The following is a 12881-nucleotide window of genomic DNA, read 5'->3' on the forward strand; positions in this document are numbered from 1 at the left end:
ATCTGCTTTCATTTTTTTAAGTGCAAAAACTATTTATAGAAAGGGTTTTGGATTAGATTAGGGTTGGTTTGTAATTCGTACTGGTTAATTGGCAGGTAATGGTTGTTTTTATCACGCAGCTTATTCAACGCAGCCTGCTGAGCATCAGGAGGTATTACTTTAACAACAGCGCTAAGTAGTACGTCTATCCGGGCATAGTTGTTGCGCTTTGCGTGGCGCAGCAGGTCGTACCAGCGTTTACCTTCGTAGGCAAGCTCCAGGGCACGCTCCTGTAATACATAATCATTAAGGCCGTTAACGTCAGTAGCCGATGGCACTAAAGGAGATGATTTAGTTAATGCCCGGCCGCGGGTGCGTATCTGGCTAACAATGTCCAGTGTTTCCTGACCGCGGTTGCTGTTGGCGCACGCTTCTGCTTTCATCAGCAATACATCAGCATAGCGGTAAAAAATCCAGTGAGCAAACGAGTTATCAAGAGAACGTACAGTGTTAGGTGAAAGACCTATATACTTATAAATATACTGGTCACTCTGGCGTACAGATGCATCAATTCCTCTTACATCCTTGATATTGATTGGGTCCACATCATCCTGTCCCCAAAAGTTTTCAATAATATCCTGCGGTGCTCTAAAACGCAACGGGATATTAAACATAGTGTAAAAAGGATTAAGGAACTGGTTATCAAACTGCAGTTCAAAAATACTCTCGGTTGAGTTACCGGCAACAAACAGGTTGTTGAACCAAGCTACGTCGGGTACCATCGCAAACCGGCCCGAGGTAATAATTTTGTCACAGGCGGTTATACAATCAGCATAACGCTCCATCCATAAATACACATCGGCCTGCAGCGCGTTAATGCTGAATTTAGTAACACGGCCTTTGTCAGACGCCACAACACCATAGCTTGATACGGCGTAACCTTCGGCAGTTTGCAAATCGGCTACAACACGGTTAAGCACTTCAGCCTGTGTGTTTTTAGGCACCTGGGCAATATCACTGTCAGATGCAGTTGCGCTTAACTTAAGCGGAACGTCACCAAAAGTACGGGCCAGATAAAAATACATTATAGAACGTATGGTAAGCGCCTCGGCCAGGTAAGAGTTTAACTGCTCGCGGGTAAGCGTATTATCACGCTCTATAACGGCGGGTGCAAAATCAAGCACTGTATTACACAAGTTAATAACCTGGTAAAACGCGGCCCAGCTGGTTATGCGGTTTGTGGCCAGTATGTTGTTGTTTACCACGTTAATATCATCCTGCAAGGAGTTTAAACCCGGTATAACCATATCGGCACGCAGCTCTCCCCAAATAAAGAAGTTTGCTGTTGTACCTCCCATGCTGGTGTACAAGGCTACCACCGCCGATGAAAGCTGCTCCTTGGTTTGCCAGAATTTATCACGCGTTACCCCATCCTGCGGTCTCAGCTCCAGGAACTTATTGCAGGAGGTAGTTGTTGCCAGCACCGCCATTGAGGTAAGTATAATTGCTTTATAAAATGTTTTTTTAAACATCACGGTATAGTTTATAATTAAAATGATGCGGTTAAACCTAAGGTGTATAATTTAAGTGGCGGTGTAGCACTATTATCAGTAGCTAACTGGAATATGCCATTACCCTTCATTGATACTTCCGGATCCTGACCTGTGTAACGTGTGAACGTCAACAGGTTTTCGGCCGTTACGTAAGCACTCAGGTTTTTAGCTTTAAGGCGGCTTGCAACCTTTTTGTTAAAGGTGTAGCGCGCTGTAATTGACCTGAAACGCAGGAACGTTCCACTTTCAACATAGCGCGATGAGCCAAGCCAGTTGTAACCGTTATTGTAAAGCGCGCGCGGCATATCTGTTTCATCGCCGGCTGTACGCCATCTTCTTAGCGTGGCTGTACTTTGGTTATTAAATGAGTACATGTTTGTTGTAATCATTTTTGTACTGTTTATAACTTGGCCGCCTGTACGGAATGAGAAGAAGGCGTTTAGTTTAAGGTTACCTTTAAAGGTAATGCTAGGGCCAAAACCACCTGTAAATTTAGGGTTGCCGTTACCCAGATACACTACGTCCTGATAGTTAATGTTACCATCGTGATTAACGTCTTCATACATGGCATCACCTGGCTGGAAAAGGTAATCGGTTGCAGGATAGTTAAAGCGCATTTGAACCGGCGTGCCCGAAGGGCTTACAATTTGATTGCCGTTACCATCGCGGGCAATGGTTGCATCTTTATCTTTATAAACACCTGCGTATTTGTAGCCATAGAATGAACCCAGCGGGTTGTTAACCTGCAACAGCTGCAGGTACTGACCGTTTAATGAAACGTTACCCGAAGATGTTTGGTAGTATGGCGATATAGCTTTAACTGTGTTTAAGTTTTGCGCAATGTTGAAATTGAATTCAACCATCCAATTTTTGGTTTTAAGCGGCGTGGCAAATATGCTAAGCTCATAACCTTTGTTTTCAAGCGTTCCTACGTTAAGCAGTACCCTGCTGTAACCGTTAACAGTTGAAATATCAATACCCGGTTGTGCAAGCAAATCGCGGGTGGTGTTTTGATAAAAGCCCAAGTCAATGTTTAACCTGTTTTTAAACAAAATAATGTTTAAGCCACCGTCAATACCGGTTAACTGCTCCCAGCGCAAATTATCAAGCTGTATATTGCTCGGGAACAAACCAGCCTGGCCAAGGTAGCTGCTGCCGGTGTTAACATAAGTATTGTAAAACAGGTAATCATACCTAGGTACACCACCGCTGCGGCCAATACCACCTCTAAAGCTTAACTCATCCAAAAAATTATCAAACTTCTTCATGAATTTTTCGCCCGATAAACGGTAACGGAACGACGCCGATGGAAACAGTCCGTACCGTTTGCTTTCGCCAAACCTTGAGTTACCCTCGCCGCGCAGGGCAACGTTAACAATGTATCTGTCTAAAAACTTGTATTGTCCGTTAACCAATGCTGCCACCCAGCGGGTTTGGTTAATACCGGCATCAACACCTAAACCAGCATTGGTTATACGTCCGGGTACCGACGGATCTTGTAAAAAAGGTGAAGCTGTACCTGCAATGGTTTGCGATTGTGTTACCGATTTTTGATCACTGGTTTGAACGGAAAGTAAACCGGTGAAGGAATGCTTTTCGTTAATACGCGGTGTATAAATAAGGTTGGTTTTTGATACTACCGAGTAGGTATCATAATCAGAACTGGCTGCACGGTTAACCGAAGTTTCGGTAAACGGACGGCCGGTTGCTATTTGAGGTAAAAAACGATCTTGCTTACCGTTGCTTATGTCAAATACAATGTCGCCGTTAAGGTTAAGCACCTCAGGAATGATATTGTAAGTTAGGTTAAAGTGCGGGATAATACGATCGGTTACCAGCCTGTTTTTTGCCGATAGCGCCATTGCCAGTGGGTTGTAAATTGGCACACCTGCCGCCGGGTTATAAGCGCCCTGAATATTGGCAGCCGGCGAAAAGTAGTTTGGAGTTAATACGCCGGCATCATTATATTCATAAATGCTCATGTTAGGCATTTTGATCATAGCTACGTTACGTACACCATCAGCTTCGTTACCATTGTTATCAACAGAGAAAGAATAATCGGTAACGTTGTGCGCATAAGATATGAAAGTGGTGAACCTTATTTTGCTCGATACCACATAATCGAGGTTTAAGCGGGTGTTTAAACGGCTGAAGCCGGTACCTACCGTGGTACCTGTTTGGCCATTGTAACCTACCGAAGCAAAGTAACGGGCTTTGTCGCCACCACCTGAAATAGATAGGTTATTATCAGTTAAATAACCTGTGCGGGTTATAGCTTTTACCCAATCAGTGTTTTGGCTGTAGTTATTGTAGTAGTAAGGGTCAAATGAATCGTTTGAAAATTCCTTAATGCTTGATGGCAGCGGTACGCCCGACACGTTCATGTACATTTCGGGAATAAAGGTTGAGTACTGATCGCCGCTAAGCAACGGAATGGTTGATGGCTGCTGTGATAGTGTACCTTTAAAGGTATAGCTAATGCTTGGCGCACCTTTTTGACCGCGCTTGGTGTTAATAATTAACACACCGTTAGCAGCCTGAGCACCCCAAACAGCAGTTGCCGCTGCATCTTTCAATATCGATATATCTTTAATGTCTGACGGGGCAATACTCAACAGGTCGGCATATTGGTTTTGGTCGGCCGTACTGAAGTTAAAATTGGTTGGTACCGATGTTTGAAAAGGCACGTTATCAACCACAATAAGCGGATTAGTATTACCGTTAAGCGTTGCCGTACCACGAATTCTGATAGACATACCAGCGCCCGGGTCGCCCGAATTCGATACGATATCTACTCCGGGTAAGCGGCCTTGTATAGCCTGGTCAATACTGGTTGCCTGTAGTTCCTCTACGTCTTTAGCATTAAGAGTAACGGTTGAGGTGGTTTGGTCGCGCTTATCAATAAGCAAACCGGTACCGTTGTTAACCGGCGGGCGCGCTGTAACCACAACATCGGTTAAAGCACGTGCGTTTGATTCGAGCTGTACTACAAAGCTGCGGCGCGCACCAATTTCAAGTGTGCGGCTTTTATAGCCAATGGTTGATATTACAATTTTGTGGGTTACATCAGTAACCTTCAATGCAAAGTTACCATCAATATCTGTAGCCTGGCCGCTAATGGTACGGCCATCCTTATCCTGCTCAACAACGGTTGCACCAATAACCGGCAGCTTATCGCGCGAGTCGGTAACCCGTCCTTTTATTAATATCCTTTCGGCTGTTTGCGCATGTACGTTTACAAAAGCAAATACGCATAAGGCAAAAACCGTATAAAAAACAGTAGTATAAATTCTTCTCATGAGTAAGGCCGGTGATTAATAGATATATTTTAGGTAATTATTAATTTGATGGAACAGGGTGCGTGTACCCAAATAGTTACTGGTTGCCGGAAAATAACTGCTATTGTTTGGCGATAAAACAGTTGCTGTTCTTCCGTAGCTATCCTGCACCCTTAAATTGTTAGGCTGGTTGAAAATGTTAATGTTAACTACATCACCATTAGCATTTTTAAGCAGGGTTGGCTGTGCCGTTCCGTTGGGAGATTTTTTACCATCAGGCGCAATAGTAATACCTGTTAAAAAGTGATAGTAGATAAACCTGGCAACATTATCTTTTTCAACTGTTGACGTTGGTGTAAAATTAGGCACACCAGTTGCCACATTGCCCGGCAATACGCCATCTTTTACAGCCTGCACTATAGCCTCGTTGGTTGGTATAAATACGGTATAGTTGGCACCCAGCGTAAGACCAGTTAAGTCTTGCGTGTTGGCGTTGTAAATTGATGAACTTACCAGGTAACGATAGAAGTTATAGTAAGGAGAAGTAGCAGTTGCAGCATTTACCGCAATTTGCTGAGGCAACGTTTTTTGCGGGTAAGTAATGATGCCGTTATTACCTAAATAATAAACCTTGCCATTAACATAGTTTTTAGAACCAACAACGTTTAGTATGGTGTTGCTTTCAACCGTACCACCCGATGATACTGTGTTGTTATTCCAACGAATGTACTCACCGTTGTAAGTTTCAATAATACCACTACCTGATAAATCATTCAGCTCGTTGTTAGGCGTTGGCACAACGCTCAGCAATAGTATCCTTGTTAACATTTCACGTACACCTGTGGTAGTAGTGGTACCGTTTACGGTATAAGTAAAAGTATTGGTGGTTGAATTGTATGCGTAACCGGCGGCGTTAAGGGCTGCATCAGGCATCATAAATATGGTGTATTTAAGCCCGGGGTTAGTGATGGCAATACGCAGGCTTTGGTTAAGCAGCAACGTCATGATCGAATAATTTTTCGGATCCAGGTATGCCCTTGCATACACCGTACTGAATACGTTTGTTGCCTGTACTTTATTAGTACCGTAAAACACACCGTTACTGCAAAACTGCTTTTGTATAATATCGCCTGTTGAACTAAACCTTGCAGGCTCGTTTAGGTAGTTATTGGTTGATGCAAATTTTGATGGCCAAACGGTTGTTTGAAACATGTGTGCATTCAGCAAATCAGAAATAATTCCTGGAGGAAGCGTATTTACCAATGCATCAATTTGTGCGTCGCTCAACGGAGCATCAGGTGATGATTTGAAATACTCTAATACAACATCATTCAAATATTTGTAAAGCGAAGTATTGTTAGGCGCAAATAAGCTATAACCATCGCTTTGCGCATCATTATCCTGAATTTTAAGGAAGTTCTCGTTATTGGGAGAATAGGCTAAAAGGCTATTATAAAACTTAACGAAAACACTATCGGGCTTACCGGTTAACAACCTGTAGCGCGCGTTTAAATCAGTGTTGCTTACATAAGCAACCATAAAGCGTTCAAGTATACGTTTGAACAAGCTGTACTGCGTGTTGCCTGCAAGCTGATTTTCGAGACTTGGCAGAGGCAAAACAACGCGGTCTATCTCATGAATAACGCCGTTTTCGGCAAGGATATTACGGTTAACAACCTGTGCATCAACAACGTTAAATCCATTATAGGTGGCATTAGGGAAAAAGTACTTGTAATCGGCTTCGGTAATGCCGCGGGCAGCCATATAGGTTGAATAAAAATAAGGTATGTGCTTATTATTATTATCACCAAATACATAAGCGGCGTTACGGTTGCTGCTTACCTGTACCCTTTTACCTCCATTTGGCAGCGTTTCGGTATAAAAGCCGTCATAATATGCTGTACGGCGCTTATAAGCCGAATTAGGAACCCAGCCTTGCGGCTGTGAACTTGACTGATAATCAGCAATATGATCGGTTTGGTAAGCGTTGTAAACCAGGCAGTAGGTTACAATTTTTCGCGCTGTAACAGAGTCAATCCTGTCAAGCGATGTATTATTCTCAGTAAAATATTTTTGAAAGGCAGCATCATTAGGCGCAAAAAACGTCCAGTAGCCTGATGCACTGAGCGTTTTCTTATAGCCCGATATGTCTATTACTGCCAGTAAGCTCTTAAAGTTACCCTTACTTTCGAGGGTTTGATAAATAGGTGGGCCAAGGTTTTCGGGGCGGCCATAATAATTGTCAAGAGCTTCCTTACGGCAGCTTGTAAACAACCCTATTACGCATAAAAAAACGAATAATTTGTTCAATAGCTTATACATCACACTTATATATAAATATGTCAGGTTTTAAAAACGAGAAAACGGTTAAACGCCGCAAAGCTGCCTGAAAAGCAGCTACTTAATTATTAAGTGTCAATTTGACTAAATAAAGTTTGGGGTGCAGAAACCCAAAGGGGGTTAAAATGTAAAAGTTTACTCATACGTTGGTTTTAATTGGTTATTTATCTACAAAAGGAAGTATACAATATTAGCGGACATGTATACTATTTTATCAGGTAACTAAATTATTGACTTATTGTAATCTAACCATCCTGCACTATCCTTATTTATAAATTTTTATTAATTCATATAATAATAAATGCCATAAATTGCAATATCAATAACCAATTAACGGCTTCGTTAACATAAACCAAAACCCTGAGTGAAAACATTAATCCTTGTTGTTGTATGCGCGTTTTTGTGCAGCACCGTCCTGCCTGCGCATGCACAAACGGCACCGGCGCAAAAGCCAATAAAGTTATTTTTTGAGAAGGTGTATCTTCATACCGACAGGCAGGTTTACACCCAGGGCGACGATGTATGGTTTAAAGCCTACCTTGTTAATGCGCAGGATAATCATCTCATATCAACCAGCAAAAGTCTTTACACCGAACTTATATCACCCACGGGCAATGTGGTAAACCAGGAGATGGTGCTGATGAAAGACGGGCTTGGCATTGGTGATTTTAACCTATCTGGCAACCTTGCAGCAGGCACCTATCGCTTACGGGCCTACACCAACTGGATGCGCAACTTTGGCGATAACTTTATATTTGAAAAGAAACTCACCATTGTTAGTGCGCAAGCCGCCCCCCCCATATCAAAGCCTATGCCCGCGGTTATCAGGTTTTTTCCCGAAGGTGGTTCATTAATCACTGGCGTCACCTCGGTTATTGCCGTTAAAGCCGAAACAGCCTCGGGTGAGGGTATAGCTGCTAAAGGGGCCGTATACTCAACCTCGGGCGATACAGTTGCTCATTACACTACCGATAGTTTGGGTATGGGCGTGTTTACTTTACTGCCTGTAGCGGGTCAAACATACCAATCAAAAACAGCGTTGAATGGCACGCAGGTAGTAATTGCGCTGCCACAACCATTAAATAATGGTTTCACCCTAAAAATATATCGCCAGGATACATCTGTATATGCCGTAGTTGCCTGCAACGAGCAATTGGTAAGCCAATTGGCCAATCAAAACTTATCACTTAAAATCCGCAGTTTTGGGCGGGTAACTTACCAGCAAACATTTCAACTCAAAAGCAATACGGCTGCTATACAAATACCAGTGAGCCAGTTACCAGGTGGTATTGCTGCCGTAACCTTATATGATGCTGCGCAAAAACCAAATTGTGAGAGGCTTTTATACATAGAACCACGCGACAAAACATCTATAGCCTTTAACCTCGACAAACCTTCTTTTGCTCCGCGCGAAAAGATCTCCTTAAATATTTCGGTTACCGGCAATCATGGTCAGCCCGTTAAAGGCAACTTTTCGGTAAGCGCAGTTGACGCCAGTCTGTCTACTGCTGATGATAGCAACATTATGTCATACCTTATGCTGCAATCAGAGTTAAAGGGTTACATTAAAAATGCAGCGCGATACTTTGATACCAGCAACCCGCAACGCGCAAAGCAGTTGGATTTGTTGTTACTAACCCAGGGCTGGCGCGATTTTATATGGAAACGCCTGGCAGATACCACACTTCGTATTGCCTATATTCCCGAACAAGGTATTAGTCTTACGGGGTTGGTTAGAGACAGCAAACACGCGCCTATACCCAACGCCAACGTTACCCTTATAGCAAACGCTGCCAATGGCAGGCTATTTGGAGCACAAACCGACGCAAAGGGCAGGTACTTTTTTGATAATTTACTGCTTACCGGCCGGCAAAAACTAAACCTTTCATCAAAAAATTTGAAGGGCAAGGCAACAGGAACTTTAAGTCTCGATTCGTTGACTAACAACTACGCTCCGGTATCACCAGGTGTATTGTATTCCTATGTAACTAAACCACAATTTAACGAAGCAAATACTGCATCGCTTGTAAAGCAGGTTGCACTGGCCAGGCAACGTAGCCTTTCTGATACGCTTATCAGGCTTAAAGATGTGGAGGTGCGCACGCCAGCACGCCGGCAATTTACCGATCGCACAGTAACAACGTTTGGTTACAAAGATGAGGTACTTGATGTTACCCCTGCCGACAGCACTTACAATTCACTGAAGAATTACATTCTTGCCAAATCTAACCAGGCCCGTACCTCAGCAGATGGAAACGGTATTGCATTTGTGTCTGACGGTCGCCTTACCCCTCCACGCATTGTGGTTGATAACCGCGATGTAGTTTTTAGTGATAATGATGCCAGCGATGTAATCAATCAGATGTCAAACCATTACTTTGAAATGCCCATGTCGGCCGTAAAGAAGGTGGTGATCAAAAAACTGGTTGGTGGTCCTTCATTACTTGTACAAAACAACGAGGGGTTTGCAGCTACAAGCGCTGCTGCCAGTGCTTCAGGAAGGGCTTCGCAATCGCGCAGTGATATGCCTGTTATGTACGCCATATACTTAACGCTGAATCCAGACGGTATAAACAAATTTAAGGTTGGTGCTACACAGGCAGAAGTTAACGGGTACTACGAAGCCCGTACATTTTATAGCCCCGCTTACGAAAAGCCACAACCTGCCGATAAGACCGATGCACGCCCAACCCTTTACTGGCTGGCCGATGGAAGTACCGATGCTGCCGGGAAATCTACAGTGAGCTTTTATAACAGTGATATTAAAACCAACGTTCGTATTGTGATACAAGGCATCAGTAGTAATGGCTTTCCTTTATTTTATACTAAAACTTATAACACAAGGTAAATATGTGTAACAAATTATCAGGATATTTGTAATTTATTATCAATATGACAATTATTTGCAGCCTTGCATGCAAATATTACATGAATGCCTTATACTTGTATAACAATTTAAATTGTTGATTTTTAACGTACATACCTTAAAAATAGCATAAACAACTTCTTCCTATGATCATTGATTCAAGGGCCTACGCACGTGCAGGCCTGCTTGGTAACCCAAGCGACGGTTACTTTGGCAAAACCATCAGCGTTAGTATCAAAAACTTCGGCGCGCACATCCTATTATTTCAATCGCCCGAGTTGGTTATTGAGCCGCAGGAAGCTGATGCCAATTCATTCCGTAACATTTATCACCTGCGCGATACCGTTGCCCTTATAGGTTATAATGGCGGTATTCCAATTATAAAGGCGGCTATAAAAAAGTTTTGTGATTATTGCACGCTTAACGGTATACGCCTGGCTAATAAAAACTTTACTATACGCTACCGCTCAACCATACCAAGGCAGGTGGGCATGGCAGGATCAAGTGCTATTATCATTGCAACTTTAAAGGCTTTGATGCAGTTTTACCAGGTTGAGGTTGAACCACACGTTTTACCCAACATTGCCCTTGAAGCCGAAACTCAAGAGATGGGTATAAATGCCGGTTTGCAGGACAGGGTTATACAATGCTATGAAGGCTGTGTGCATATGGACTTTAACAAGCAGCAAATGGCACAGCATGGCTACGGCGTGTACACACCGCTTGACCCTAATAAACTGCCAAAACTATATCTTGCTTACAAAACCCAGTTAGGTAAAGTATCGGGCAAGGTGCTGAACGAAATACGCGCCAAATATGACAAAGGCGATGAGTTTACCATTAATACCCTAAATACAATTGCCAGCCTGGCCGATGAAGGTATGAAAGCCATTGAAGCACAGGACTATGGCCTGCTTGGCGAACTCATTAATGCCAACTTTGACAATCGCTGTAAAATTATGACCATCAGCGATAGCAATATGGAGCTCATTAATACGGCACGTGCCTGCGGAGCATCAGCATCGTTCACAGGATCGGGTGGTGCTATTATAGGCATCTACCATGATGATGAAATGCTTAAAAAGCTGGTATACAACTTAAAGAAAATCAACGCACGAGTTATAAAACCTTATATTTTATAGAAATTTACAATGGTAAAAAAAGCAGTAATACCGGCAGCCGGGTTAGGCACCCGTTTCTTACCGGCAACTAAGGCATCACCTAAAGAAATGCTGCCCATAATTGATACGCCAACAATACAATATGTAGTTCAGGAGGCAGTTGATTCGGGTATTGAAGATATTTTAATTATTTCGGGCAAAGGCAAACGCTCAATTGAAGATCATTTTGACCGTCACCCTGAGCTGGAAGAGCGCTTACTTGAAAAAGAAGACAAGATGTATGACGAGATCATGCACCTGTCAGATATGGCTAACATCCACTTCATTCGCCAAAAAGAAATCAGCGGTTTGGGCGATGCCATTTACTATGCTCGTCATCATACAGGTAATGAGCCTTTTGCAGTTTTACTGGGTGATACCATTATCAACTCGGTAATACCTGTTACTCAGCAACTTATTGACATTTACGAGCAGTACCAAAGCACTGTAATTGCGGTTGAAACTGTTCCTCACGATAAAGTATCCCGTTACGGCATTGTAGGCGGCAGCATGATGTCTGACACGTTGATGAACCTTGATCAGCTGATTGAGAAACCATCAATGGAAAGCGCCCCATCAAACCTGGCCATTGCCGGCCGTTACGTTTTAACCCCGGAAATTTATACCGCGTTAGAAAAAACCCCTCCGGGCAAAAACAACGAGGTACAATTAACCGATGCAATGGTGAACCTTTTAAAAAGTGAAAGCATGTATGCCCACACTATTGAAGGTAAACGCTATGACATAGGTAACAAACTTGATTTTCTTAAAACTAACGTAGAGTTTGCTTTACGCCGTAAAGAATTTGCCGCACCGTTTTACAACTTCCTTAAAGAAATTGTAGAGTCGCATAAAGATCAGTTCTAATATTTACTGGTTTGTAACATAGGAGAGGCCGCTATAATAAATAGCGGCCTTTTTTTGTATTAACGTTTTAAAAAAACGAAGTCGTATCTCTTTAATATTTAGTTACGCAAAGCTTGCAAGCCTGTCGCTCTACGCTCATTCGCCGCGGGGGCTGTTACTTTTTCATAGCCACAAAGTAATCAAAAGGCCTATTCATCGCAATCCCTCCCCACGCATGGGCAGCTCCCGCCGGGTGCGCTGAATGCCCCGCGCTCTTTTAAAGCTCATTCCCCTCCGTGTGATTACGATCCGCCTCGGGCGGAGTGGCAATCTCATAATGAGAGTTAAAAACGCGAGAAATCGTCACGTTGCCAATGCTCTTAGCCCCTGCTGCTACTCGCGATGACATGATGGCGATGGTTCACCGCATAAACTTCCCCGTTACCTTCCAGCTTCGGGGCGAAAGCGGGGCAGCACATGATGGGCGTTGTAGCTGGGTAGGGCCTCTTAGACTTTGCTGAAGCGTAGGGAAAGAGCGAACGAAGTGGGGCAAAAATAAAAAGCCCGTGGTGTTGCCCGGCTTTGCAGCGCAGGCCACGTGCGGCAAATGAAGCATAGGGAGGTGACTTGATTTTTGGTTCTTTTTATCAAGAAAAAGAACAAAGAGCCTCCGCGGCTCAGAAGCGGTAGATAAGTGATATGCTCACGAAGCTTCATCTCCCCAAACTACTTAACCCCAAATCACCCTTCCATCCTACCCCATCCTGCTCTTAAACAATTAATTTTGATTTAACTGCAAGTTTCGTCACCTTAGCAGCAACCAGTTAAAAATGCATTTGTGGTTATTACATTTATAAAG

Annotated in this window: 7 protein-coding genes; 3 read left to right on the plus strand and 4 right to left on the minus strand. The window is 43.2% G+C overall.

Annotated features, from left to right (window positions below; translation table 11 throughout):
- Positions 1–29: 29 nt before the first annotated feature.
- Genes GO816_RS12815 through GO816_RS12825 form a run of 3 tightly spaced genes read right to left on the minus strand, consistent with a single transcriptional unit; the run spans position 30 to position 7120 of the window.
- On the minus strand, positions 30–1511 hold the full coding sequence (locus GO816_RS12815) for a RagB/SusD family nutrient uptake outer membrane protein (protein WP_157542341.1): 1482 nt from the start codon (positions 1509–1511) through the stop codon (positions 30–32).
- A gap of 17 nt (positions 1512–1528) precedes the next feature.
- Entirely contained in the window at positions 1529–4831 is a 3303-nt protein-coding gene (locus GO816_RS12820) for a SusC/RagA family TonB-linked outer membrane protein (RefSeq protein ID WP_157542342.1), read from the minus strand.
- Positions 4832–4846: 15 nt separating this feature from the next.
- Positions 4847–7120 (minus strand): fasciclin domain-containing protein, encoded by a 2274-nt coding sequence (locus GO816_RS12825; RefSeq protein WP_198171518.1) that lies wholly within the window; start codon positions 7118–7120, stop codon positions 4847–4849.
- Positions 7121–7514: 394 nt separating this feature from the next.
- Here GO816_RS12825 and GO816_RS18975 point away from each other — a divergent pair, with 394 nt between their 5' ends.
- The 3 genes from GO816_RS18975 to galU all read left to right on the plus strand — a co-directional run bounded on the left by GO816_RS18975 (position 7515) and on the right by galU (position 12043).
- Positions 7515–9998 (plus strand): carboxypeptidase-like regulatory domain-containing protein, encoded by a 2484-nt coding sequence (locus GO816_RS18975; RefSeq protein WP_157542344.1) that lies wholly within the window; start codon positions 7515–7517, stop codon positions 9996–9998.
- A 164-nt stretch (positions 9999–10162) separates the two neighbouring features.
- Entirely contained in the window at positions 10163–11158 is a 996-nt protein-coding gene (locus tag GO816_RS12835) for a mevalonate kinase family protein (protein WP_157542345.1), read from the plus strand.
- Positions 11159–11167: 9 nt separating this feature from the next.
- The gene (gene galU / locus GO816_RS12840) at positions 11168–12043 is read left to right on the plus strand and encodes a UTP--glucose-1-phosphate uridylyltransferase GalU (protein ID WP_157542346.1); all 876 of its coding nucleotides are present in this window, start codon (positions 11168–11170) and stop codon (positions 12041–12043) included.
- 400 nt (positions 12044–12443) lie between these two features.
- Here galU and GO816_RS12845 read toward each other — a convergent pair whose 3' ends face one another.
- The gene (locus tag GO816_RS12845; RefSeq protein ID WP_157542347.1) at positions 12444–12638 is read right to left on the minus strand and encodes a hypothetical protein; all 195 of its coding nucleotides are present in this window, start codon (positions 12636–12638) and stop codon (positions 12444–12446) included.
- Positions 12639–12881: the final 243 nt, after the last annotated feature.

Source organism: Mucilaginibacter aquatilis, from assembly GCF_009755275.1.
Taxonomy (GTDB): Bacteria; Bacteroidota; Bacteroidia; order Sphingobacteriales; family Sphingobacteriaceae; genus Mucilaginibacter; species Mucilaginibacter aquatilis.